This window comes from Niveibacterium sp., from assembly GCF_041909475.1.
Taxonomy (GTDB): domain Bacteria; phylum Pseudomonadota; class Gammaproteobacteria; order Burkholderiales; family Rhodocyclaceae; genus Niveibacterium.
In genome coordinates this window covers 80,303-104,566 of sequence record NZ_JAYRDJ010000017.1, presented here as the reverse complement: position 1 = coordinate 104,566, position 24,264 = coordinate 80,303, and the positions used below count along the sequence as shown (strand labels likewise).

Annotated in this window: 18 protein-coding genes; 7 read left to right on the top strand and 11 right to left on the bottom strand. The window is 67.6% G+C overall.

Translation table 11 applies throughout. The features are described 5' to 3' along the window. Window positions 1-318 precede the first annotated feature (318 nt). From ACE3P0_RS12725 to ACE3P0_RS12695, 7 genes are read left to right on the top strand one after another with little or no spacing between them, the layout of a single operon-like run. The gene (locus tag ACE3P0_RS12725; protein WP_374403009.1) at window positions 319-1,989 is read left to right on the top strand and encodes a hypothetical protein; all 1,671 of its coding nucleotides are present in this window, start codon (window positions 319-321) and stop codon (window positions 1,987-1,989) included. After that, entirely contained in the window at window positions 1,986-3,299 is a 1,314-nt protein-coding gene (locus tag ACE3P0_RS12720; protein WP_374403008.1) for a hypothetical protein, read from the top strand. Before ACE3P0_RS12725 ends, ACE3P0_RS12720 begins: the two co-directional genes overlap by 4 nt. A 10-nt stretch (window positions 3,300-3,309) precedes the next feature. Next, window positions 3,310-4,494, top strand: coding sequence for a hypothetical protein (locus ACE3P0_RS12715; protein WP_374403007.1), 1,185 nt, complete (start codon window positions 3,310-3,312; stop codon window positions 4,492-4,494). Between the two features lie 2 nt (window positions 4,495-4,496). Beyond that, a complete protein-coding gene (locus ACE3P0_RS12710) occupies window positions 4,497-6,422 on the top strand; it encodes a hypothetical protein (RefSeq protein ID WP_374403006.1) in 1,926 nt (641 codons plus the stop codon). Then, window positions 6,419-8,386, top strand: coding sequence for an AAA family ATPase (locus ACE3P0_RS12705; RefSeq protein ID WP_374403005.1), 1,968 nt, complete (start codon window positions 6,419-6,421; stop codon window positions 8,384-8,386). The genes ACE3P0_RS12710 and ACE3P0_RS12705 overlap by 4 nt, the downstream gene beginning before the upstream one ends. After that, window positions 8,383-12,051, top strand: coding sequence for a DUF4157 domain-containing protein (locus tag ACE3P0_RS12700; RefSeq protein WP_374403003.1), 3,669 nt, complete (start codon window positions 8,383-8,385; stop codon window positions 12,049-12,051). Before ACE3P0_RS12705 ends, ACE3P0_RS12700 begins: the two co-directional genes overlap by 4 nt. Before the next feature lie 24 nt (window positions 12,052-12,075). Then, entirely contained in the window at window positions 12,076-13,395 is a 1,320-nt protein-coding gene (locus ACE3P0_RS12695; RefSeq protein WP_374403002.1) for a patatin-like phospholipase family protein, read from the top strand. 28 nt (window positions 13,396-13,423) lie between these two features. Here the strand turns inward: ACE3P0_RS12695 and ptsP are convergent, their stop codons facing one another. The 11 genes from ptsP to ACE3P0_RS12640 all read right to left on the bottom strand — a co-directional run bounded on the left by ptsP (window position 13,424) and on the right by ACE3P0_RS12640 (window position 24,260). Further along, entirely contained in the window at window positions 13,424-15,172 is a 1,749-nt protein-coding gene (gene ptsP, locus ACE3P0_RS12690; RefSeq protein ID WP_374403001.1) for a phosphoenolpyruvate--protein phosphotransferase, read from the bottom strand. Then, window positions 15,172-15,441 carry an HPr family phosphocarrier protein gene (locus ACE3P0_RS12685; protein ID WP_374402999.1) on the bottom strand — a complete coding sequence of 90 codons (270 nt, stop codon included), beginning with the start codon at window positions 15,439-15,441 and terminating at the stop codon, window positions 15,172-15,174. Before ACE3P0_RS12685 ends, ptsP begins: the two co-directional genes overlap by 1 nt. Beyond that, window positions 15,428-15,835, bottom strand: a complete 408-nt coding sequence (locus ACE3P0_RS12680; protein ID WP_374402998.1) for a PTS sugar transporter subunit IIA — start codon at window positions 15,833-15,835, stop codon at window positions 15,428-15,430. The genes ACE3P0_RS12685 and ACE3P0_RS12680 overlap by 14 nt, the downstream gene beginning before the upstream one ends. 78 nt (window positions 15,836-15,913) lie before the next feature. Beyond that, window positions 15,914-16,966 carry an FAD:protein FMN transferase gene (locus tag ACE3P0_RS12675; protein ID WP_374402997.1) on the bottom strand — a complete coding sequence of 351 codons (1,053 nt, stop codon included), beginning with the start codon at window positions 16,964-16,966 and terminating at the stop codon, window positions 15,914-15,916. Between the two features lie 154 nt (window positions 16,967-17,120). Continuing rightward, the gene (gene gshB / locus ACE3P0_RS12670) at window positions 17,121-18,056 is read right to left on the bottom strand and encodes a glutathione synthase (protein WP_374402996.1); all 936 of its coding nucleotides are present in this window, start codon (window positions 18,054-18,056) and stop codon (window positions 17,121-17,123) included. Beyond that, on the bottom strand, window positions 18,053-19,345 hold the full coding sequence (gene gshA / locus ACE3P0_RS12665; RefSeq protein WP_374402995.1) for a glutamate--cysteine ligase: 1,293 nt from the start codon (window positions 19,343-19,345) through the stop codon (window positions 18,053-18,055). The genes gshB and gshA overlap by 4 nt, the downstream gene beginning before the upstream one ends. Before the next feature lie 61 nt (window positions 19,346-19,406). Continuing rightward, window positions 19,407-20,675, bottom strand: a complete 1,269-nt coding sequence (locus tag ACE3P0_RS12660; protein ID WP_374402994.1) for an Eco57I restriction-modification methylase domain-containing protein — start codon at window positions 20,673-20,675, stop codon at window positions 19,407-19,409. Window positions 20,676-20,721: 46 nt separating this feature from the next. Continuing rightward, window positions 20,722-21,228: a nitrous oxide reductase accessory protein NosL gene (locus ACE3P0_RS12655; protein WP_374402993.1), complete on the bottom strand. Its 507-nt coding sequence runs from the start codon at window positions 21,226-21,228 to the stop codon at window positions 20,722-20,724. Next, the gene (locus ACE3P0_RS12650; protein WP_374402992.1) at window positions 21,225-22,103 is read right to left on the bottom strand and encodes an ABC transporter permease; all 879 of its coding nucleotides are present in this window, start codon (window positions 22,101-22,103) and stop codon (window positions 21,225-21,227) included. Before ACE3P0_RS12650 ends, ACE3P0_RS12655 begins: the two co-directional genes overlap by 4 nt. Then, window positions 22,100-23,005: an ATP-binding cassette domain-containing protein gene (locus tag ACE3P0_RS12645; RefSeq protein ID WP_374402991.1), complete on the bottom strand. Its 906-nt coding sequence runs from the start codon at window positions 23,003-23,005 to the stop codon at window positions 22,100-22,102. The genes ACE3P0_RS12650 and ACE3P0_RS12645 overlap by 4 nt, the downstream gene beginning before the upstream one ends. Next, a complete protein-coding gene (locus tag ACE3P0_RS12640) occupies window positions 22,986-24,260 on the bottom strand; it encodes a nitrous oxide reductase family maturation protein NosD (protein WP_374402990.1) in 1,275 nt (424 codons plus the stop codon). Before ACE3P0_RS12640 ends, ACE3P0_RS12645 begins: the two co-directional genes overlap by 20 nt. Window positions 24,261-24,264: the final 4 nt, after the last annotated feature.

Genomic DNA, 24,264 nt, shown 5'->3' with positions numbered 1-24,264 from the left:
GAGCACGCGAGGGGAGTCAGGCGCTCTGAGCCTGACCGCGAACGCCGGGTCGCCTTTTCTTGGTTACTTCTTTTGGCGAAGCAAAAGAAGTAACACGCCCGCCGGGGGCGGGACCCCGGCCAAAGCACGTCAGCAAACCGCTAGCGCCAATCTCAAGCCGCGCCCGTCAAAGGTCGGGTCTTCCAAAGTCCGGCCCAACCGGCGCGCGCCAGACCATACACAGTGCGGCGCGCCTGAGTGCCGCACATCGGATATCCAAAACCCTGAGGCCCGACCGGCCTCCCCGTTCACCACAATCCCTCTCCGGGAGAATCGCTCATGAGTGATGCCGCCTTCTCCACTGCCGCCACGCCGTCGACGCCGGAAGCCGACAAGCGTGTGCGCTACAGCCTGGGCCAGATTCTTGGCGCCGATGAATTCGAGCAGGAGCAGTTCTACTTCCTCGAGCGCGATCGCCAGCACAACCGTGTGCTGCACGGCTACGGCACTGCGCTGGGCCTGGCGGTGTCGCTGTCGGGCAGCGAGGTGCGGGTCGAGCCCGGGCTGGCGCTGACGGTCGCCGGCAAGGTGGTGCGGGTCGATGCGCGGCAGTGCGCCGACTTTGCCGCCTGGGTCGGCGCGAATGCGGCGACGCTGCTGCCGGCGGACGACGCCGGTTTCCAGCGCGCGCATGTCGTGCTCGGCTACCACGAGTGCGATACCGACCGCCTGCCGCTGCCGGTCACGCCCTGCTGCGGCGAAGGCGAGGGCGTCGCGACGCGGATCGCGGAAACCTTCCATCTCGCCTTCGTCGCCGAACCGCCGGCGCAGGTCGAGGAATGGCTGACGGATCGCTTCGGTCGCCTGATCCGCGCGATCCGTCCCGCGCCCTCGGCGGGTACCGCGCTCGCGCTGGTGGATGTGCCGCCGCTGGTGCGCACGCTGATCGCCGGTGAAGCGGTGGGCGGGCCGTGGCAGGTGGCGGTGGCGGACTTCGATGCGGCGATCGCGCTGGCCGAGCGGGTGTGGGTGACCGAGGTGCGGCCGCAAGTGCCGGTGGACGCAGGCCCGCCTGCGGCGCCAACCGCGCTGCATCCGGAAGAACCGGTGCTGCTCGCGAGCCTGCATTTCCGCCTCAATGCCGGCGCGCTCGACGTCGCCTCGCTGACGCTGGACGACAGCGCCCGCCCGCTGCTGCTGCCGACCCGCACGCTGCAGGAACTCTACGGCCTCGGCCAGACCGCGCAGCCGGCGGCCGCGACCGATGTGGTGCCGGAGACCCTGTTCAACCAGACCCCTGCGGTGGGCGCCAGCCTCGCCTATGCGCGCGCCGATCACACACACGGTTCGCCGACGCTGCCGGCGACCGGCGGCGATCTGACCGGGGCGATCACCGCGGCGCAGGTCACCGCCCTGCAAGGCGTCGGCCTCGTCGCGACCGGCGCCGCGAGCGGGCAACTGCTGGGCTTCGACGGCAGCGTCTGGCGGCCGGTACCCGCGCCCGCAGGCGGTGGCACGCCGGTGGTGCTGGGCGGCGACGCGAACGGCCCGGCGGGTGACAACACGGTGGCAGGCCTGCAGAAGCGCAAGGTCTCCAACGCGGCACCCAGTAACGGCGACGCGCTGGTGTGGGATGCCACGATCGACGCTTGGCGGCCCGGTGCGGTGAGCGCGCCGCCCGCAGCTGCGGGCGTGAAGATCGTCGCGGCCGGCATCATCGGTTTCGAAGGCACGCGCGGGCCAGCGTTCGGCAAGCTTGAGCTTGTAGACCGCGCGCCCTTCACGATCGGTTTCGATGGCTACATCCAGCCCAATGCCGACCGCAAGCACATGTACATCCTCAAGGCGATCGCGGTGGCCAAGCTCGACAGCCCGGTGCTGACGGTGGGCTTCAGCAGCTTTGGCGAGAAGGGCATCGTCGTCACGCTGGCGCTCGGTGGCAAGCCAATCGGCTTCGACAACGGCATGGAGCTGATGGTCGAGATCAGCCAGTACGGGGAGCTGCCATGAGCGCGCTGGCTGAAGCCGCGGCACCCGGCTACTTCGATGGTGCGCTGCGCGCGGTGAACTTCTTCGGCGGGCGCCTGCTCTCCGGCCGCGACATGGCCGATGAGCAGGCCGCCAGCGCGGCACGCGATGCCGCCATCGCCAGCGCGGCCGGCACCGGTATCGCCCGTGGGCTGGTCGTCACCCGTGCGCGCAGTTCGAACGGTTCGCTGCTCAATGCGGTGGACCTGTCGCCCGGCACCGCGATTGCGCCGGACGGCAGCGTGCTGCGCCTCGCTGCCGCATTGCGCATCGCGCTGGTGCCGGATGACTCACGCGCGCCAGCAGCAGAGCTTGGTCCGGGCGAATTCCGCCTGTGTGGGCCCAAGCCCAGCGGCAACCCGACGCCCTCGGTGCAGTACGGCACCGCGCTGCAGGTGCTGCTGGTGGGCCCGGCGCAGGCTTTGTCCTCCGAACAGGCGCCCGGCGTTTCGGGTGAAGGCGGTACGGCGCTGAATCGCTGCGGTGCGCGCTGGCGCCTCTCGGGTCTGCGCTTCCGGCTGGCGACGATTCCCGGTGCGCTGCTGGGTTCGGATGCGCCGCTGTTCAACGACGGCAGCACGCTGGGCCGGCACCGCGCGCGCCACCTTGCGGCTTTTGCGGCCTTGGGCGGCAACGTGGTGGCCGAAGCGTTGGCTGATCCGCTCGGCGGGCTGGATAACCCGCTGCGCGCCTACGGTCTGCTCGATGCGGCCGGCGTGGTGGCGGACAACGAAGTGCCGCTCGCGCTGTTCGGCTGGCAGCCCGGTGGCCTGGCGTGGCTGGACATGTGGGCGGTACGCCGCAGCCTGCACGCGCCGGCCTCGGCGGCCGATCTGCTGCTGCTCGGCAGCGGTCGCCGCGCGGCGGAAGGCGAAGCTCACATCCGCCAGTTTGCGCTGCAGGTCGCCGAGCTGATCAACGCGGGCGACGTATTGCCTGCCGGTTTGAAGGCGGCCAGCGTATTCCGCTACCTGCCGCCGGTCGGCCTGCTGCCGCTCGCAAGCAGCACGCGCCGCGGTATCGACGCCGACACCTTCTTCAGCGGCTTCGCCGTCAGTGAAGACGACTTCCTCGATGGCGCCTTGCTCGAACCGCTGTGGCGCGGTGCCGCGATGCTGCCGCCGATCAACCTGACGAGCGAACCGGCGCAGCTGATCTGGCGCTTCCGCCTGCGGGGTGACGACGGGAACGCCAGTGGCGCACTGCTCTTCGGCCATCGCCACTTGCCCCTTCCGGCGGCGTCGCGCGAGAACCGCGCCCGCTTCGATCACGACCGCTACCCCACTTTCTGAGGAGACCACCATGGCCGACCTGATCAACAGCGTCACCAGCACTGCCCTCAATACCTCCGGCGTGCAGCGCGCGGCCGCTGCGGCCCTCGCGCAACCTCTTGCAAGCAGCGCCATCCGGAATGACCTGGTGGAGGTATCGCCGGGCTTGTTGAATACCGGAATCATCGGTGCGATCGATCCGGGGTATTTCCGGCCCACTGCGCCGGTGGCGCTGTCGCATGTACAGCCGGGTGAGCTGATTACCGCGACGCTGATGAACGCGATCATTGATCGCCTCAACGCGCTGGCCGGTGCAACGACGGGTGCCACCGTGCTGGCTGGTGACGTCACCGGCGCTGCATCGCAGACGGTCGTCGAACGACTGCGCAAGGTGCCAGTGGCGGATCAGACGCCCAGCGAAGGGCAAGTACTCGGCTATGCCAACGGTGCCTGGCGCCCTACGGCACCACAGACGCAAAGCGGCCCCAAAGTCGTGGCAGGAGGTCGACTCGTCGGCAGCCACCCACAGGGTGCCTCGACATTGACAGTCGTCGCCAGCTATCTCGGAAATCTCCAGGTTACCGAACGGCGCTACATCCGCTTTGATGGATTCGATCCCGCGGCCAACGACTATTTCGTGCAGGTGACGTACTTCCGGGCGGGCGACACTTACAACATGCCGGTCCTCGAGTCTGTCTCGGATAAGGGCATCACGATTGCCTTCTTTGACCCGAGCCGAAAGTGGATCGATCTAGGTGACGCGTCACAGATCGACATCCAAATCACTGCCTATCCCCGCACCATCCTGACAAACATTCTGCCGGGCCTGCTTGCCAGTGGCGTGCTCACCGTTAACCCCGGCGTCCTCGCGGCACTCAACGCCAACGCCGCCGGCGCTGCTTCCGCACCGGGTGCCTCTGCGACGCCTGCGGTAACGATTTCGCCGGAGCTGCTGGGAGCGCTCAACAACCTTGCGATCTCCACCAGACCGGCCGTTTCGGCGGCAGGGCTGGCCGATCTGGCAACACCGCTCGCTGCGGCGCCTGGCGCCGGCGTGGGGCCGGCGGCGGGCGTTTCAATTGTCGCCGAGAGGCCGGCCGCGACCATTGCGATCCGCAGCGCGCCTGCGAAGAAGAAGTCGCCTGCGCGCGCCGTACCTGCCAAGCCGGTACCCAAGCGCGCCGCACCGAAGAAGCCTGCGCCCAAGGGCGGCTGAGCATGGACGACCTGCGCATCGTGAGGGCGCGGGTGCGGGGCGGGGAGCCGGTGCCGGACCTCGACGCGCGCTTTGCGCGCCGCGCCGAATCGGCGCTGCGCGGGCTCGACCCCGGACGCGCGATCCTGTGCCTGCGCGAGGCGAGTGGTGTGCTTGCCGAGGACGCGTTCGCCGCACCGCTGTCGCGCACACAGACCGATTGGCAGCCCATCTCGCGGCAGGTGCAGGCACGTCTCGCGGCTGCACGCCATCCGTGGCGCGACGTGGTGATGCCCGATGCGATGGCGGTGTGTTTCGCCGATACCGCCGAATGGCTTGCCTGCGCGGCGCTGGACTTGCTGGCTCAGCGCATCGAGCGTTGCTGGTGGTGGTGCAGCTTGCCTCTGGCGGGCGCGGCGGGTGTTATCGCCGCCTGGCAGCAACATCCGCACGCGGTGCCGGCTGCGCTGGCGCTGCTGGCGGGGCGCGGGCTAGCGGTGCGCTTCGCGCAAGCGGTCGGCACGCAGGCCGCTGCGCTTCGCCAGGGTCTGACACAGCACTTTGCGATGGGCGGTGACGTCGCCGCCCCTGCAGATTCGCCTGCCGTCCAGACGCTGATTGCGGCCCTGTCGGATTGCACTGCGGCGCCGCCAGCGCAGCTACCCGAAGCGCCGCGCGCCTGGTTATGGCTCGCATTGGGGCTGGCCCGCGCGCCCGCGGCGGTGTGTGCGGCGCCGCTTCCGCCTGCTGTGTGGATGAGGCCGCAAGCCTTTGCCGCGAATGCTCATCGGAGGCTGACGTCCGACATGGCGGTTACACCGCCGACCTGCGAACCGGGGTTGCGCGAGCAAGCCTTGCCCGACATACCGCAGCGCCTGGATGAGGCTCCGACGCAGCCGCCGCCCTTCGCACCGATCCCTGTGCGGCATGCGATCGGCCGCAGCGTCGCGGCGATTCTGCAAGCCGCGAACGATCCGATTGTGCTGCCCCTGGCACCGGACGAAGCGCGAGCACCCTTGCCGTCGCAGACCACCGCCCGAGCGCGCTTGCGCTGGAACGACGTCGAGCCGATCAAGGCGCTCGAATCGTCGGCGCCTGTGCGCGCTGCTGACGCTGTGGGTGCGGCCACCGAAGTGCTCGCGGCCGGATCAATCAGCGTCCATGCGGCGCACACCGCAGCGCCGATCGCGGGTGCGCCGCATTCGTTTGGTGCCGCGCTAGAAACGGCCTATGGCGGCGTCTTCCACCTGCTGAATCTCGCGCTCGCGTTGGGCCTCTACCCGGATTTCACCCGCCCGGCTGAGCGCGGTATCGCGCTGCACCCGTGGGACTACCTTGCGCTACTGGCACGTGAGTTGATCGGCACCGAGTTCGAGGCCGATCCGCTTTGCGGCTGGCTCGCCGATGCAGCCGGTCGCCCTCTGGGTGTTGAGGCTGGGCTGTGGGCGTCGGCACCGGAAGGCGATTGGCAAATGCCGCCGCACTGGCTCGCACCGTGGGCGGCGCAAGCGAAGCCTTGGCGCTGTGTCGTGGCGCGTGGACGTCAGGCCCTGTGGCATCCCGCCGGCTTCTGTGTCGTCGATGTGGGGGGCGATGAAACCCTGCAGGGTGTGCAGTGGCCTGGTTGGGTTGCGCCGCGCCGCGCCGTACCGAATGTTCGGCCAGCGCCGCGCGCGATCTGCAGTTGGGCGGACTGGATCACCCGCTTTGCAGCCTTCGTGCGGGCGCGGCTCGCAGCTGCGACCGGCTGGCCGCAGGGCGATGCTGCGCAGCGGCTGCTGCGCGTGCCCGCACGGGTCTGCCGCAGCGCGGAGTATCTGGAGGTGCGGATGAGCCTTGCGGCACTGCCGATCGAGGTGCGCCTTGCGGGTCTGGATCGCGATCTCGGCTGGCTGCCGGCCGCGGGCTGCGACCTGCGCTACCGCTTCGACGCCGGGGGCCCGGAATGAACGCGCCGCGCGCACCGTTCGCCTTCGCCGATGTGCCGCCGGGCGCTGCCAACCACGCGCGGCTGTTCTTCTTCGGCGCGGTGCTCGCCTGGCTCGCGCCGGCCTTGCGCAAGGCCGGTTCGCCCGACGCGTTGTTCGCGCACCACCCCTTCCTGCAGGACTACCTCGACCAGATCGACCGCCCGGAACTTGAAGGCCTCGCGCTGGAGACCTGCTGGCACGCGTGGCACGAGGCGGCCGACGCCTGGGCTGGCGCGCAGGCGGGTCTGCCGATCCGTCGCTTGCAGACGGCGCTGGCGCTGGACGATGCGGCGATCGGGTTGGTCTTCCAGATCGGCCTGATCGAAGACGACCCGCGCTTCGCCGCGCTCGCCGCCGATCTGCAGGACGGCGCCGCCCGCCCCGCTTGGGGCTGGCTCGCCGCCTGCCACCCGACGCTGGAGCCGGACGCGGTGCGCGAACGCCTGCAGGCGCTGCTCAACGCCGGCCTGCTGCACGCCGAGCAGCAAGGCCCGCGTGCCGCATGGACGCTGTCGGTGCCGCTCGCGGTGTGGGATGCACTGTGCGCGCGGCGGGTCGAGGACGTGACGCTGCGCTTGCGGCCGCGCGAGGCTGCGTCGCCGCTCGATGCTCTGGTTGTGCCGGAGGCGGTGGCCGACGCCCCTCGGCCGCTTGTGCTGCGCGGGCTGCCTGGCAGCGGCCGCATGACGCTCGCGGCTGCGCTCGCGGCTGCGGCCGGCCACGCTTGCCTGAGCCTGCGCGCGAGCGCAGCGACGTCGGCTGCCGAACTGGCGTCGGCACGCTGCATCGCACTGCTGTCGGACGCCGCACTGGTGCTGGACGCGCGACGGCAACTACCGGAATCGCTGGCGTTGGTCGCGCCGCTTGCCGACATCTGCCTGTTGCCCTTGGCCGGTGGCGAGCTGCCGCCACAGGTGACGGTACGCCGCTTGGCGCCGCCCGCACCGCAGGCGCGTGCCGCGATGTTGCAACGCGCGTGGTGCAGTGCGGGGCTCGACGATTCCCCTGATTTGCTGGCCGCGCCGCATCGCTTGCCTGCCGGCATCTGGCAGCGGTTAATCGCGCGCGCGCTGACACGGCCCGAGCCGGTGCGTGCTTTGGCTGAGCTGCTGGCCGCGCGCAGTGACGCGACGCTGGCCTCGCTGGCCGAGGCCCTTCCGGGCGCGGGTGATTGGAGCGAATTGGCCTTGCCGCCCCGCGCGGCTGAGGAAATGCGCTGGCTTGAGTTGCGTTGCCGGCAACGCGAACGGCTCGCTGAAGGCGTCGGCGATGCGTTGGCGGCTGGGCTCACACCGGGCGTGCGGGCCTTGTTCAAAGGGCCGTCCGGCACGGGAAAAACGGCGGCTGCGCGCATCCTCGCCGCGCAGTTGGGCAAGCCTGCCTTCCGCATCGATCTGGCGCGCACCGTGAGCAAGTACATCGGCGAGACGGAAGCCAACCTCGCGCGCATCTTCGAGGCCGCCGAGGCGATCGACGCGGTGCTGCTGCTCGACGAGGGCGACGCGCTGATGGCCGGGCGCACCGGTGTCAGCAACGCCAACGACCGCTACGCCAACCTCGAAACGAACTTCCTGCTGCAGGCGGTGGAGCGCTTCCACGGCATCCTGCTGGTCACCACCAACAGCGCGGAACGGATCGACAGCGCCTTCCTGCGCCGCATCGATGTGACGATCGACTTCCCGGCGCCGGATACGGCGGTGCGCGAGCGCATTCTTGCGATCCACCTGCCGCGCGACCATGTGGTGCCGCCTGCGGTGCTGTCACGCTTTGCGGCACGCTGCGCGTTTGCTGGCGGGCAGTGGCGCAACGTGGTGCTGCATGCGGCGCTGCTGGCGCTGGAGGCCGGCGGCCGCATCGATGCCACTGCACTGGAGGCGGCGATCCGCCGCGAGTATCGCAAGAGCGGGCAGGTTTGCCCGCTGCGTGAGGAGGGCGAGACGTGAGCGCCGTTGCGCGCGCTGCCGCAGTGGCCAGGCCTGCGCCTGCCGCCACGGCGCGCGCGCGCCCGGCCGCTGGCTCAGCCCAGCGCATGCCGGGCCGCCTGGGAGCGGGTCAGCCGCTGGCAATGCCGCTGCGGCGTCGCCTGGAACAAAGCCTCAATGCGGATCTCGCCGCTGTGCGCGTGCACACCGACGCGGCGGCGCAGCGGGCCGCGGCACAGGCGGGCGCGCGCGCCTTCGCGTACGGCGAGGACATCGTGCTGGCGAAGGGCGAGCGGCCGGACGATCTGGCGCTGCTCGCGCACGAAGTCGCCCATGTGATCCAGCAACGCGGGCCGGCGCGGCCGCAGGTGCAGCGGCTCGGCCACGACGGCGGTGCGCTGGAGGTAGAGGCCAGCCGGGCGAGCGCCGCGGTGGTGGCGGGCGGCGGCTACGCCGTGGCCGGGCGCACAAGCGGCGCGACGGTGCAGCGCAAGCCTGGTCTGCTGGAGCGCGCGGGGGCTGCGCTCGGCAGCGCAGTGGATACGGTGAAACAGGCGGCGGGCGATCTGGCGATGGAGCTGGTCAACCGCTACGCGCCAGAACTCGCCCCCTTCGTGCAGAAGGGCCCGCAGGGCGTGCTGGATTACCTGAAGGAGCGCGTCACCAATGGCTTCAAGCAGGTCATCGACGGCGTGATGGCGCCGGTGTATGCGGTGGCCGGTGCCGGCAAGCAGCTCACCGCGCGCTTTGCGCCGATGCTGCAGTGGGTGCAGGAGGCGGCCGGCAAGATCGCCGCCAACGACTGCACGCCGCTGCGCCAGGCCGCCGAGAAGGTGGAGCAGCTTGCGACCAAGCTGCTGCAACCCATCGTCGAGAAGTTGCAGCCGGTGGTGAAGAAGATCGAGGACTTGTGCCAGTCGCTGTGGGACAAGGTTGGCGCGCCGGTGTGGAACTGGATCAAGAAGATCGCCAAGCAGCAGTGGGATCAGATCGAACAGCTTGCGAGCTGGGTGTGGGACAAATGCGCGCCGATCCGCAAGGCCTCGGCCGATGCGTGGACCTGGGTGAAGAACAAGCTCGGCATCGGTGACGGCCCCGAGGGCCAGAACGGCATCCTGCAATGGGTGCAAGGCAAGGTCGAGAAGCTGTGGGACGCGGTGAAGGAAGTGCTGGCGCCCTATCAGAAAGAGATCAAGACGGTGGCAACCGTGGTCGGCGCGGTGGCGGTGATGGCCTCGCCCGCGGGCCCGCTGGTGGCGCTCGGTGCGGCCGTGGTGGGCGTGGTGCAGGGCGTTCGCTGGATCAAGGCGCACTGGGGCAAGGGCAGCATGGTGGTGCAGGCGCGCGCCTACCTGCAGAACACGCTGATTCCCACGCTGCAGCGTGGCGCGCATCGATTCGGTAGCGGGCTGGTGAATCTCGCGCGCGGGCTCACCGGCGCGATCGGGCGGGTGGCGAAGGCGGTCGGCGGCTGGGTCGGTACGGCGGCCGGCGTCGGGCTGTCGTTCATCGTGTCGGCGACGCAGTGGGTGGCGGACCAGATCGATGCGCTGGCCGCCTGGGCCGGCGGCAAGCTGATGCAGGTGGCCGATGGCTTGCTCGCGATGGTAGATCGGCTCGGCGCCTTCCTCGGTCGGGCGCTCAACTTCCTGCGCCGCATCGCCAATGTGGTGCTGGATGTATGGGGCATCCCGATCCTGCTCGCCGAGAAGATCTGGGACATGATCCCAAAGTGCATCCGCGACCCCTTCGTGGACTTCCTGATTCCGATCATCCTGCGCCAGATCGAGCTGTTCGAGGCGCTGGCGCGCGATGGCGAGGCCTGGGCGCGCACGAAGACCGAGATCCGCGCGCTGATCAAGCTGGTATTCAAGAACCGCGATCTGATGGGCGCGGTGAAGGCGAGCTTCCGGCTGGTGTTGCGCGTGTTCGATGTGCCGCCGGAGTTGCTTGGCGAACTGATCAGCAAGGCTTTCTCGGTGTGGGACCGCGTGATGCGCGCGCCGATCGATTTTGTGCGCAATGCCGTGCGCGCCACCGGCGCCGGCTTCAAGCGTTTCGGCAACCGCATCCTCTACCACCTGGGTTTCGGCATCGAGGGCTGGTTGTTCGGCGAGCTTGCCGAGAAGGGCATCACCGCGCCTAGCAGCTGGAAAGACCCGATGGCGGTGTTCGGCTTCGCGCTGGATGTGATGGGGCTGTCGGTCAATCACATTTTCGATCTGTTGAAGAAGCGCTTCGATCCGAAGAAGGTCGACAAGCTGCGCACCTGGATGCGGCGCTTCGGCAGCGCGATTGCCTGGGTGCGCGGCGCGATCGATACCTCCAAATCCCCGGCCGAGAACACCAAGGGCATCATCGACAAGGCCAAGGACTTCGGTAGTACGGTGCTGCAGGGCGTGGCCGAGTGGGTGGCGGGCAAGGTGGCGGAGGAGATCGCGATCGTCGCTACCGCCGCTGCAGCATCGGGCGGCTTGTCCGAGATCGTCGACATTGCGCGCCGGGTGTACAAGGTCTTCAAGTCGGTAAAGCGCTATGCGCAGCAGATCATCCGCATCGCGATCAGCGCGCTCGATTCGGCCTCGGAAATCGCGAGCGGCGCCATCGACAAGGCTGGCGCGCGGGTCGAAGGCCTGATGCATCGCGCGATGCCGGTGGTGATCGGCTTCCTGGCTGAACAGGTCGGGCTCGGCGGCGTGGGCAAGAAGATCCGCGAGCTGGTTGACACGATACGCGCCAAGGTGGATGCGGCGATTCTGTGGCTGATCGACAAGGTGAAGGCGGCGATCGACGCGGTTCTGGCGGCAATCAAATCCACCGTGGCGGCCATCCTGGATTGGTGGAAAACCAAGGTGCCATTCAGTACAAAGGATGGCGCATCACACACCATCTTTCTTGAAGGCTCGGCGACTTCGGCGCATGTGGTCGTGCAGAGCGACCGCGCGCTGCTGGATGACCTGATTGCAAAGATTGACCCCGCGTCGAGCGAGCGCAAAGCGGCGAGCGCCCAGAAGAAGGTTGTGGAGGCGACGATCAGGCGACTGGAGAAGTATGACCCAGCGTCGCAGCAGGCCCAGATCGATACCGACAAGACCCAGCTGGAAGCGGATCTGAACGCCATGGCCACCATCCTCGACAACGCCGGTGTGCTGGACAGCACGGGCGCCGACGGATCGCAGACAAAACCCTATCCGATTGCGTGGCAGAAGCCGCCCGCCGCGGCCTATCCGCGTCTCTGGCTTGCGCCCGAAGATCAGGTTAGCGGCCGCACCCCGCAGGCGACGATCAAGACCCTGCCGGGCGCCGAAGTGTTCTCGCCAATCGGCTCGAAAGCCGTTCCCGGAGGGGCTCGCGTTATCGGCATTGGCGGTGGCTATCAGACCCGCCTTGGCATGGTGGTCGGCCCACGCAAGAGCGGACGTTCGGACACCGTCAAGAGTGCGTTCAACAAGCTCCTTGAGCGTCACGGCTACGACCGTAGCGAGTGGGGAACTGACGGCGACCATGTTGTGGAGCAGCAGGTATCCGGCATCGACGACTATCCAAACCTGTGGCCGCTCAATAGCTCCGAGAACCAGTCCGGCGGCTCCCGATTGCGGAACCTTGAGGTTAAGACCAAGGGCGGACAGATGAAGAAGGTCGGCGAGCTCGACGGCAAGTACTTCAAGATCACTTCGTTCGCCTGAATAACGCAGGCAAGGAGATCACTCATGCAGGCACAGCAGTTCTTCGATTGTGTCAAACCAACCGTTGCCGCGCTGAAGGCAAAGGGCCTTGATCAGCGGATCTACAGCGACGTGATCGACGACGCTGGTCATCAGTATGTCGACCTGGTGATGGAGGGCGGCGGCGTGCTGGGTGTGGCGCTGCTCGGCTATGTCTACATCCTTGAGCAAGCGGGGCTGCGCTTCTCGGGGCTCGGTGGTGCGTCGGCCGGCTCGATCACTGCACTGGCGCTCGCCGCCCTCGGCACGCCCGCCGAGGCGAAGAGCGAGCGCCTGACCGAGATCGTCGCCAACATGCCGATGGCGAGCTTCGTCGATGGCAAGGATGACGACGATGACGATGCGCCGGACTTCATCAACACCATGCTCAAACGGCCGGGGCTGGCCAAGGGCATCTGGAAGGCGATGCAGGTCGTCGACAACATGAACGAGATCCACGGCCTCAACCGGGGCGAGCGGTTTCGTGCCTGGATGCGCGATGTCGTGCTCGGCAAGGCAGTGTCCAGCACGACGGCGCTGCGCGAACGCATGAGCACCACGCCGGCCGGCTGGCGTCTGCGCGACGGCACCCGGCACCGCGTCTCACAACTCGAAGGGGCCGACACGCTGCCGCCGCTGGACCCTGCGAAGGACTACCTGTGCGTGGTGGCGGCGGATATCGCGACCGAAACCAAGGTCGAGTTCCCGCGCATGGCCGCTTTGTACTGGGACGACGTTGGCGCCGTGAATCCGGCCGACTACGCGCGCTGCTCAATGTCGATCCCGCTGTTCTTCAAGCCGGTTCGCGTGCCGCTGCGGGTGCGTGATGCGGCACACCTGAAGTTGTGGGAAAACATGGCCGGGCTGGTAGCTGACGACAACATGGGCTTTCCGCCGCCCGAGGCGGTGTTCGTCGATGGCGGTGTATTGTCGAACTTCCCGATCGATGTCTTCCACAGCACCTACAAGGTGCCGACGCGACCGACCTTCGGCGCCAAGCTGCAGTGGGACGAGCGGGCGCACACGATCAGTGGCCCGCTGAAGCTGATCACGCAGACCTTCAATTCCTCGCGTCACTGCCTCGACTACGAGTTCATACGCAAGAATCCCGACTTCCGGCAGCTCGTGGCCTACATCGACACAGCAGATCACGACTGGCTGAACTTCGAGCTCACTGACGACGCGAAGCTGGATCTGTTCAAGCGCGGGGCGAGAACCGCGCTCGAGTTTCTCGAGGGTTTTGACTGGGAGCGCTACAAGGACACGCGCGCAAGCCTGATCGGCGCTTACCAGGAGGCCTGGCGGCCGAAGGCCACTCCAGCGTGATCCCAGCGGCGCGGATGGCCGTTCGGCGCTACAGGCGCTGAATGGCCTCGCGCACCTTGTCCGGCTCGTCGAGCTTCATCAGCTTGCCGACTTTCACCGCCAGCTCACCGGTATGGGCGCGCAGGATCTCCTGCTTCACCTCGAGGATCTGCGCCGGATGCATCGAAAAGTCGCGCAGGCCCATGCCCAGCAGCAGCCGCGTGTTCGCAACATCGCCGGCCATTTCGCCACACACTGATACCGGCACGCCGGTGCGCAGCCCGGTCTGGATCGTGCGGTGGATCAGCAGCAGCACGGCCGGGTGCCAGGGGTCGTACAGGTGCGACACGGCGGCGTCGGTGCGATCGATCGCCAGCGTGTACTGGATCAGGTCGTTGGTGCCGATCGACAGGAAGTCGAGCTTGCGCGCGAAGAGGCCGACGGACAGCGCTGCGGCCGGGATCTCGATCATGCCGCCGACCGGCACGCCGTCGGCAAACTTCACCTTCTCGGCACGCAGTTCGGCCTTCGCGCGTTCGAGCATCGCGAGGCTCTGCGTGATCTCGTCGAGCGTTGCGAGCATCGGCAACATGATCTGCAACTGGCCGAACTGCGACGCCCGCAGCAAGGCCCGCAGCTGCGTCAGGAACATGCGTGGCTCGGCAAGGCAGTAGCGGATCGCGCGCAGGCCCAGTGCCGGGTTCTGGTCGCCGAGCACTTCCATGCCGCGCAAGGCCTTGTCGGCGCCGATATCCAGCGTCCGTATCGTGACCGGCTTGCCGGGCAGCGCTTTCAGCACGCTGCGATAGGCTTCGAACTGTTCGTCTTCGTCCGGCAGCTCGTCGCGACCCATGAAAAGGAACTCGGTACGGAACAAACCGACGCCGTCGGCTTCCACCTCGCGTACGCCCTGTGCGTCGCGCGGCAGTTCGATGTTGCCCTTGATGAAAACGCGCTCGGTGTCCAGCGTGCGCGCGGTGGCACCGGTGATGCGTTTGAGCTTGGAGCGTTCGAGGTCGAGCTGCCCCTGGCGGATGCGGTATTCCTCCAGCACCCGCTCGTCCGGCGCTACGATCACGACGCCACGCGTGCCGTCCACGATCAGCACGTCGCCATCATTCACCGTATGGCGCACATGCTGCAGGCCGACTACGGCCGGGATCGCGAGGCTGCGCGCAACGATTGCGGTGTGCGAGGTCGCGCCACCGATGTCGGTGACGAAACCGGCGATCTTTGCGTCCTTGAAGTGGATCGTGTCGGACGGCGACAGATCATGCGCGACGACGATGGTCGCAAAACCATCGCGTTGCTTCGGCGGCACATAGCCGGGGTGACCCAGCAGGTTCTTGACGAGGCGCTCGACCAGCTGCACCACGTCGGCCTTGCGCTCGCGCAGGTAGGCGTCCTCGATCGCGTCGAACTGTTCGACCAGTACTTCCATCTGCTGCACCAGTGCCCACTCGGCGTTGCAGCGGCGGGTGCGGATATGTTCGCGGGCTTCCTCGATCAGCAGCGGGTCCTGCAGCAGCATGCGCTGCAGATCGACAAACACCGCCACCTCGGAAGCGGCCGCGCTTTGCGTGTGGCGCAGCACATCGAGCTCGGCACCGACTGCCGCGATGGCGTCATCGAGCCGTGCCAGTTCCTTCGCGGTCGCCTTCGGCGACACCACGTAGTGATGCACTTCCAGCAGTGCATGCGAAATCAGGTGTGCATAGCCAATCGCGATCCCGTGCGAGACCGGCAGGCCGTGCAGCGCAAAGGAGACCGACTCCGGCCGTGCCACCGTCTGCGGCATTACTCGGACTCGCCGAAGCGGTTTGCGACAAGGGTGACCAGTGCCTGCATGGCGGCGTCTGCGTCGGAGCCCTCGGTTTCGATGACAACCTTCGAGCCTTTGCCCGCGGCCAGCATCATCACACCCATGATGCTCTTCGCATTGACGCGACGGCCATTGCGTTCCAGCCAGACCTCCGATTCGTACGCGCTGGCTACCTGTGTGAGCTTGGCCGACGCGCGCGCATGCAAACCGAGCTTGTTGACGATTTCGACTTCAGTTCTTGGCATCCCGATCCACTTTCATGTGCAGTACGCCATCACAACCACCGGCAATCGCCTTGGTGATCACGGTGTGGATGTCGTTCTTTTGGCGGTAGGTGAGGATTCGCAGCAGCATTGGCAGGTTTGCACCCGCCAGGCCTTCTACGACGCCGGGCTTGAGGAGCTTGAGGGCAATATTGCTCGGCGTGGCCCCGTAGATGTCGGTCAGCACGATGACACCATCGCCGCTATCCACGGTCTGCATCAGCGCGCGTGCGGTGGGCAGCGCGTCGAGCGGGTCGTCCGCCGCCGATACGCCCAGCTGCGCGATCTGCGCCGGGCGCCGATTCAGCACATGGCAGGCGCACTGGATCAGTGACTCGCCGAGCGTGCCGTGGGTGACGAGGAATATTCCGAGCATGCCTGACTCCGGTCTGCAGGGCAGAGGTACCCGCCGATTCTAAAGCACCCTGCCGCCCTCGGCATTGCGCCGCGCCAATTACTCGACGAGCTGGTCCGGCTTGCTGCCGTTGAGCCACTCGATGCGCCGCGCGAGCGCCCGGGTCACCTGGATGCGCCCTGTGGCGTCCACCCGCAGGCCTTCGTTGATACCGTAGGCTGCAATGCGCTCGCGCCAGTGCGCGCCATCGATGAAGGCCGGCTTGCTGGCCGCGTCCGACAGGGTGCCGGCGCGGGGGCGCGCGGTAATCAGGATCGTCAGGCTGCGGGTTTCGCTGGCTGGGCTGCCGGTGCGTGGGTCGATCAAATGGCAGAAGCGCTGGCCGTCGCGCTCGAAGAAGCGCTGGTAATCGCCGGAAGTACCGATCGCCTCGCCGTCCTTCAGCGGCAGCGCGGCGATCGCGCCAGCGCCGCGCGGATCCTGAATGCCCACCTTCCACGGCTGCTCACCCTTGGCCCCCAGCGCCAGCACGTTGCCGCCGATGTTAACCAGCGCGTTGCTGACACCTTGTTCGCGCAGGATCGCCGCAGCCCGATCCAGCGCCCAGCCCTTTGCGTAGCCGCCCAGATCGAGCTGAACCGCGCGGTTGCGACTGCTCACGCGGGTGCCGTCTATGGTCAGGTCTTCCATCGTCGGATGTGCGGTCACGGCTGCCTGCAGGGCCGCCGGATCGGGGGTCACCGGTTCGTACTGGTCCCGATGAAAGCCCCAAAGGCCGATCAGCTTGCCGATCGCCGGATCGAACAACTGGCCGCCCTGCGCCGCGAGGGTCTTCGCCTCGACCAGCATGCCCGCCAGTTCCGGCGACACGGTGGCGGTTTCGCCCTTGGCCAGCGCCTCGTTCAGCGTGGTCAGCTCGGAGGGCTGCCAGCCATGGTAAGCACGGTGCATGCGGTCGAACTCGCGCAACACCGCACCCACCGCCTCGCGGGCCTTCGCCTCCGGCACGCCCCAGGTCGTGATCTCGACGCGGGTGCCGAACACGAAGGATTCCTCATGGTGGGCGGTGTTGCGGGCGCAGGCGCTCAGTGTCAGCGAGAGAACGAGCAGGCTTAGGCGGAGCAGGGGCGCGATCGAGCGGGGAGTGGGCATTGGGTCTGGCGTTGGGGCGATTTGAGCTTGAAGACTCTACTGCGCAAGCAAGTCCCTTGCCTTGAGCGGGGTCGTGCCGGACATGGCCGAACTCGCACGAATGCGGCGCCTTTGGTGTCGCGATTGCGCCATCAGTGGGGCCGTGTGTGTCGGCTTATGTTCGCTCCAGCACATCAATTACTTTCGTCGCCACCGCGCAGCCCGTCTGGGCCTCGATCTCGACCATGCAGGTCGGGCTGGTGACGTTGACTTCGGTGAGGTAGTCGCCGATCACGTCGAGGCCTACCATCAGCAGGCCGCGCGCCCACAGCGTCGGGGCGAGTGCTCCGGCGATTTCGCGGTCGCGCACCGATAGCGGCTGTGCGACGCCACGGCCACCAGCAGCAAGGTTGCCGCGCGATTCGCCGGCCTTCGGGATGCGCGCGAGGCTGTAGGGCATGACTTCGCCGCCGATGATCAGGATGCGCTTGTCGCCTGCGCTGATGGCCGGGATGTAGCGCTGCACCATGATCGTCTGTGTGCCGAGCTGGCCCAGCATCTCGATGATCGAATTGCGGTTCGGATCGTCGCGGCGCACGCGAAAGATGCCGCTGCCGCCCATGCCGTCGAGTGGCTTGAGGATCACGTCGCCGAATTCGTCGATGAAGGCGTCGATGTCTTCGGTGGCGCGTGCGACCAGCGTCGGCGCGGTGAATTGCGAGAACTCGGTGATCGCGATCTTCTCCGAGTGGTCGCGCACTGCACGCGGGTCGTTCCAGATCTTCGCACCCTGCGCCTTGGCGCGTTCCAGTAGCCAGGTGGCGGTGATGTATTCGAAGTCGAACGGCGGGTCCTGCCGCATCAGCACGGCATCGAAGGCGCTCAGTGCGAAGTCGCCCGGTTCACCTGCCGTGTACCAGTCGTCATCGTCGTCGGACACCGTGAGCGGCACCGCGCGCGCGCTGACGATGCCGTCGCGCAGGCGCAGGTCCTTGCGCAGCATCGCGAACACCTGGTGCCCGCGTGCCTGCGCCGCCCGCATCATCGCGATGCTCGAATCCTTGTAGGCCTTGAGTGCTTCGAGCGGATCGACGATGAAGGCGATTTTCATGCGAGTTCCAGTTCAGCCGGGGCGGTTTCTTCCAGCTCGACCGAGGCGGCAAGCAGCGCCAGGCGGGCCACCACGCCATAGGCGTAGAAGCGGTTCGGCGCAGCGTCGGGCGCTTGCGCGCAGTCGGGCGTGTTGCAGCACGTCTCGAACGCCAGCGGCTCGAAGCGCATGCCCGGCGCGTTGAGGTTTTCGTCGATGCCGCGCTCGGTATTCACGCGGTAGAAACCGCCGACGACGTACTTGTCGAGCATGTACACCACCGGTTCGGCGACGCCGCCATTGACCTGTTCGACGGTATGCACGCCTTCCTGGATGATCACCTCGTTGACCTGCAGGCCTTCTTTGATGACCGACATCTTGTTGCGCTGCTTGCGGTTGAGGCCGGTGACCTCGGACGCATCGCGCACCGTCATTACGCCCATGCCGTACGTGCCGGCATCGGCCTTGACGATCACGAAGGGCTGATCCTCCACCCCGTACTCGGCGTATTTCGCGCGGATCTTTGTCAGGGTGGCATCCACCTGCGCGGCAAGGCATTCCTCGCCCACCCGTTCATGGAAGTCGATCTTGCCGCAGCGCCCGAAGTAGGGGTTGATCAGCCAGGGGTCGATCTTCAGCATCTTCGCGAAAGCCTCGGCAACGCGGTCGTAGGCGCCGAAGTGAATCGACTTGCGTCGCGTCGTCCAGCCCGCGTGCAGCGGCGGCATCACCCACTGCGAATCGAGGTCTTTCAGGATCTCCGGTACGCCGGCCGAGAGGTCATTGTTCAGCAGCACCGCGCAGGGATCGAAATCCTTCAGGCCGAGGCGGTCGCCCTTGCGCACCAGCGGTTCGAGCGTGAGTTTCTGGCCGTCCGGCAGATCCAACGTGGTCGGTTCGGTGATGTCGGGCAGCAGGCTGCCGATGCGTACCTTGAGGCCGGCATGGCCGAGGATGTTGGCGAGCCGCGCCACGTTCATCAGGTAGAACTGGTTGCGCGTGTGGTTCTCGGGCACCAGCAGCAGTTTCGATGCATCCGGGCAGATGCGCTCGACCGCCGATTGGGCGGCCTGCACGCACAGCGGCAGGAAGCTCTCATGCAGGTTGTTGAAGCCGCCCGGGAACAGGTTCATGTCCACCGGTGCGAGCTTGAAGCCCGCGTTGCGCAGATCGACCGACCCGTAGAAGGGCGGCATGTGATCCAGCCATTGTTGCCGCAGCCAGGCCTCGATGCTCGTGGCGTTGTCGAGGAAGCAGCGTTCGAGTTCCAGAAGCGGTCCGGTCAGGGCCGTCGTGAGATGCGGGACCATTGGGGTGTCTCCTCGGTCGGGGCGCCAAGTTTAACCCCGACCAGTCGGCGCGGGTCGGCGCTCAGGCGCGGTCGGGGTTGCGTGCAAACGCGGCAAACGCAGCCGGCAGGCGGGCGTTCTGCAGCGCACGCTGGCCGAAGATGAAGCGGCCGTCGCAGACGAAGCCCTGCTCCGCCCAGTCCACCGCATTCAGCATCGCGCACAGCGCATTCAGTTCTAGATCGGGGCGATGCGGGAAAAGTGCAAGTACCGCCCCGTCAAAATGGGGACTGTCGTGCAGGAAGAAAGGTTCCGCAACCCGGGTGCGGTGATTCACATAGATGCGCGGCGCGGTGGTCTGCGGGTAGCCGCGGCCCCAAAGCCACCAGTCCGCTTCGCTGAAGGGCTTGATGCGGCGCGCGAGCAGTGCGGCCTTGTGTGGCAGCAGTGCCGGGTGGGGCGATTCCGGCTGCCAGATCATGCGGCGCGTCTCGCCGCTGGTGCGGGTGTGCGAGCAGACGAAGTCGCGTGTGCCATGCAGCGGGTCGCTGAAGATCGGGTCGGCTCCCGACACCGCGCCGACGCGGACCGCGAACACCTCGGTCAGCGGCACTTCATGCGCGTCGCGAACGAAAGCGAGCTGCCCGGCGTGTTCGACGAAGTCCCGCATGTCCCAGTCGCCGCGCGCGGCGGCGGCGAGCGCGTCGTCCAGCGTGCGGTGGTGGGCGGCGTCGATCAATGCGGTGCGGCGTGAGAAGTCGCCCTCGACAAAACGCCAGATCAGGCAGTTGGGCAGGGCGCCATCGAAGCTCTTCTTGTCGCCCAGTTCGATCACATGCGTGATCGTGCCGCGCGCATGCAGCAGCCGGTTCAGCGGCCGTGCGCTGGTGGCCTTGAGGAAGTCGCGCGGCGTGATGAAGATCAGCTCGCCGCCCGCCGCCAGGTGATCCAGGCATTTTGCGATGAAGAACAGGAACAGGTTGCTGCGGCGGTCAAAGCCCAGTGCTTTGGGCAGCAGTGCGCGGGTACTGGCGGCAATGTCCTGATGCCGCACATAGGGCGGGTTGCCGATGATGGTGTCGAATTTCTCGTGCAGCGGCAGCGCGAAGAAGTCGCCGACCAGCGCACCGGCGGGCGCGTGGCGTGGGTCGAGCTCAATGCCGACCGCACCCGGCAGGCGGCGCAGGAAGGCGCCGTTGCCGCACGACGGCTCCAGCACCCGGCCATGGCGCTGGCGCAGCGCCAGCATCGCCTGCACGACGGAATCCGGCGTGAAGACTTGCCCGAGTTGCGCAACATCGAAGGCGGGCGAATCGGGGGCGGCGAGGGCGGGGCTGCAAACGGCGTTCATCGGGGGCGGATTGTCCCACAAGCCCGGCCGACGGCCCCGCGCGGGCTCACATCTTCTGATCGTGATCCATGCCGCCGTCCATGCTGGCCATGTCCGGCTTCAGTTCGGCGAAGGCGTAGACCTTGCCGCCGTACTGCTTGACGAACGCCTCGGCGGCGGCCCGCTCGGCGAATGTCGCCAGCGTCGGGCCCATGCTGCCGTTGCGCTTGGCGCCCTGCACGTAGAGCGCGGTCTTCGCGTCTATCCACGCGTCCTGCGGTTTGTCCCAGTCCGCCTTGCCCATGTCCTGCACGAAGGCGCCCTTCATCGCGCGCTGCTGCTCGGGCTTGAGCAGGGTCGCGACGATTTCGCGCGTGTCGCAGAAGAAGTCGTGCTTGCCGTCGCCCCACACGATCTGGCCCTTGGGCCCGGGGAAGTCGGCCAGCGTCATGCCGTCGAGCGAGCAGGTATCACTGCGGGTGATCGAAGCAGGCTTGTCGTCGACCGTGGCCTTGCCGCAGGCGGCCAGCGCGAGCAGCACACCGAGGGTCAGGATGCGGAGGTGGGTCTTCACTTGAATCTCCAGTAGGCGAGGGCAAGCGGCGCGGCGATCCAGCCGGCCATCACGCCGCCCAGCACGGCCGGGTTGGCGAGCGCGGGCGGGAACACGGTGGCCAGGCCGTAGAGCGCGCCGACCTGCTCCAGGCTGAACACGTTGAGGATGCGGAACACGTCGGTCGGGTTGGCGAGCAGCAGCCACGGCAGGGCCTCGCCGGTACTGCTGCCGCCCAGCGCGATGAGGCCGCCGAGCAGCACCAGGTCGAACACGATGACGAAGAGGAACCAGGTGCCGACCGCGTAGCCCGAGGCGCGGGCGCGGTCGCTGGCCACCACCGACAGCAGTACCGCGATGGCGAGGAACACCAGCCCGAGCAGGATCGCCGAGGCGACGAAGCCGGCGTAGTGGAACATCGCGTCGCCCCCGGCACCGACGAAGACCGCGCCAGCGAGGCCAAAGCCCAGCAGCGTGGCGACGCTGAGCGTGGCGGCAAGACCGAGGAACTTGCCGACCAGCACTTCGCCACGCGTGATCGGCAGCGCCAGCAGCAGCTCCAGCGTGCCGCGCTCGCGTTCGCCGACCACCGCGTCGAAGCCCAGCACCAGCGCGATCAGCGGGATCAGGTAGGTCACCAGCGAGACGAGGCTGGCGATCGTCACGTCGATGCCGCGAAAGCCGACCTGGCCTTCACCAGCCGCGCCGAAGTAGGCGATCGCGAGTGCGAAGCCAGCGAACACCGTGGCGATCACCCACACCCAGCGGTTGCGCACGCGGTCGCGGAATTCCTTGCCGGCGATCGCGCCGGTTTGTCTCAGCACGAGGCGCATCGCGCTCTCCGTTTTCACTTCAGCGGTAGCGGTGTCGGCCATGCGGGGCGTGGGCGCGCTCATGCGGCCTCCTCGGCACTGTGTTCGAGGAACACCGCCTCGAGTGAGGGTTCGACGATGCGCAGATCCTGCACGCCCGACTGGGCGGCGAGTTCGGCGAGGCGCGCGAGTTTGTTCTCGCGCGACACCTGCAAGGAGACGTGCGCGGCGTCTTCGGGCCGCGCATCGAAGCGCGCGATCAGCGCCGCGCGCGCCGCGTCGTCCACCCGCAGCATTACCCGCACCGGCAGCTCGGCGCGTTCGCGCAACTCGGCGACGCTGCCCTGCGCGACGATGCGGCCGTTGCGCAGGATCGCCACCTCGTCTACCCGCTGCTCGATCTCCGCGAGGATGTGCGAGGTCAGCACCACGGTCGTACCCTCGGCCTTGAGCTCCGCGACGATGCGGTAGAAGTCGTGGATCGCCTGCGGGTCCAGCCCGTTGGTCGGTTCGTCGAGGAACAGCAGGCGCGGCTTGCCGAGCAGCGCCTGCGCAAAGCCCAAGCGCTGCCGCATGCCCTTGGAGTAGCCGCGCACCTTGCGCGTGGCGGCGTGGGCGAGGCCGACGCGTGCTAGCGCAGTGTCACAGTCGCTGCGCTCGGCGCCTTTCAGGCGTGCGTAGAACTGCAGCGTTTCCAGCCCGCTGAGGTTGTCGTACAGCGCGACATGCTCGGGCAGGTAGCCGATCTGCTGGCGCACGGCACGGAAGCGCGCGCCGGTCGAGCGCTCGCCGAGCAGGCGCAGCTCGCCGGCGTCTGGCGTGATCAGGCCCAGCATCATGCGGAATAGCGTGCTCTTGCCGGCACCGTTGTGGCCGATCAGGCCGAAGCTGCGGCCGGGGGCGACGGCGAGCGAGACGCCGCGCACGGCTTCCACCTCGCCGAAGCGTTTGGTGACGGCGGCAAGTTCAATGGCGGGCGCGTTCAAGCCAGTGTCTCCAGTCAGGGTGGCGGGGGTGCATCGCGGGCGAGGGCTCCACCACGGTGGGCGCGCGCAGCACCGGGAACTGACGGGCTGCGAGGCGCAGGGTTTCGATCGCCGGGCTGTTGAGCAGCACACGCGCGGCGGGGTAGCGCCACATCAGGCGGTCGACCAGGTCGGCGGCCTCGAAGGGCACGTCGCCGCGGCCGTCGCCGTTGCGGTCCCAGCCGAGGTAGCCGCTCCAGTGGTTGCCGATTGCGTTCTTCGCGCCGCCCCACACCTCGTCCTTGGCGCCGACGTAGCGCACGCCTTCGTGGTTGTCGATGAAGTCGTTGCCGTCGACGGCGTTGTGCCAGGAGCCGGCCGACAGATGCACGCCGACCTCGTTGCCGACGACCAGGTTGCCAGTCAGCGTGTTGTCCTGTGCGTCGTAGATGAAGAAGCCGCGTCCGTTGCCGGCGATCACGTTGCCGCTGACCTCGGCGCGCTGCAGCGTGCGCAGCATGATGCCGTGGTCGGTGTTGGCCCACACCACGTTGTCGCGCACGGTCTGGTCATGCACCTCCATCAGCGCCAGCCCCCCGCGGTTGTGGTGCACGAAGTTCTTCTCCCAGGTGTTGTAGTAGGAGTTCATGTAGTGCGTGCCGTAGCGGCAGTCGTGGATCTCGTTGCCGCGGAACAGCGCGTGGTGCGACACGTCGACATAGATGCCGTCGCGCGCGTAGCTGATGCGGTTGCCGACGATCTTTGCGCCCTGCGTGTTGTAGAGCTGGATGCCGTTGCCGCGGTTGGGCGACAGGTAGTCGCGCTTGCCGACGATGCGGTTGCCCTCGACCAGCACCTCGTTGGCCTTCTCGACCCACAGCCCGAACAGGTTGTAGGCGAGCTGGTTGTTGCGCACCACCGCGCGGTGTGCGCCGGGCTGCAGGTAGATGCCGGCCTGCTGCTTCTCGAGGTCGTCGCCCGAGTCGCGCACCACGAAGCCCTCGATGCGCACATCGGGCGAAATCACGCGGATCACGTCGCCGGTCAGCTCGCCGCTGATCGTCGGCATGTCTTCGCCGATCAGCGTCAGCGGCTTGTCGATGCGCAGATGCTCGCGATAGAGGCCGCGCGCCACGCGGATGGTGTCGCCGGGCTGGGCCTGCGCGACTGCTGCGGCGATCGATCCGCTTGCGGCCACGCGTAGCTCTGCAGCAGCGACGAAGCCGAAGTGACAGAGCGTGAGCGACAGGAGGATCAGGCGTACCGCGGATCGCATGGGC

Excerpts from the sequence above, each read along its gene's own strand:
- ACE3P0_RS12725 (WP_374403009.1), top strand. The coding sequence starts at position 319 with ATGAGTGATGCCGCCTTCTCCACTGCCGCCACGCCGTCGACGCCGGAA.
- ACE3P0_RS12720 (WP_374403008.1), top strand. The coding sequence starts at position 1,986 with ATGAGCGCGCTGGCTGAAGCCGCGGCACCCGGCTACTTCGATGGTGCG.
- ACE3P0_RS12715 (WP_374403007.1), top strand. The coding sequence starts at position 3,310 with ATGGCCGACCTGATCAACAGCGTCACCAGCACTGCCCTCAATACCTCC.
- ACE3P0_RS12710 (WP_374403006.1), top strand. The coding sequence starts at position 4,497 with ATGGACGACCTGCGCATCGTGAGGGCGCGGGTGCGGGGCGGGGAGCCG.
- ACE3P0_RS12705 (WP_374403005.1), top strand. The coding sequence starts at position 6,419 with ATGAACGCGCCGCGCGCACCGTTCGCCTTCGCCGATGTGCCGCCGGGC.
- ACE3P0_RS12695 (WP_374403002.1), top strand. The coding sequence starts at position 12,076 with ATGCAGGCACAGCAGTTCTTCGATTGTGTCAAACCAACCGTTGCCGCG.
- ptsP (WP_374403001.1), bottom strand. The coding sequence starts at position 15,172 with ATGCCGCAGACGGTGGCACGGCCGGAGTCGGTCTCCTTTGCGCTGCAC.
- ACE3P0_RS12685 (WP_374402999.1), bottom strand. The coding sequence starts at position 15,441 with ATGCCAAGAACTGAAGTCGAAATCGTCAACAAGCTCGGTTTGCATGCG.
- ACE3P0_RS12680 (WP_374402998.1), bottom strand. The coding sequence starts at position 15,835 with ATGCTCGGAATATTCCTCGTCACCCACGGCACGCTCGGCGAGTCACTG.
- ACE3P0_RS12675 (WP_374402997.1), bottom strand. The coding sequence starts at position 16,966 with ATGCCCACTCCCCGCTCGATCGCGCCCCTGCTCCGCCTAAGCCTGCTC.
- gshB (WP_374402996.1), bottom strand. The coding sequence starts at position 18,056 with ATGAAAATCGCCTTCATCGTCGATCCGCTCGAAGCACTCAAGGCCTAC.
- gshA (WP_374402995.1), bottom strand. The coding sequence starts at position 19,345 with ATGGTCCCGCATCTCACGACGGCCCTGACCGGACCGCTTCTGGAACTC.
- ACE3P0_RS12660 (WP_374402994.1), bottom strand. The coding sequence starts at position 20,675 with ATGAACGCCGTTTGCAGCCCCGCCCTCGCCGCCCCCGATTCGCCCGCC.
- ACE3P0_RS12650 (WP_374402992.1), bottom strand. The coding sequence starts at position 22,103 with ATGAGCGCGCCCACGCCCCGCATGGCCGACACCGCTACCGCTGAAGTG.
- ACE3P0_RS12640 (WP_374402990.1), bottom strand. The coding sequence starts at position 24,260 with ATGCGATCCGCGGTACGCCTGATCCTCCTGTCGCTCACGCTCTGTCAC.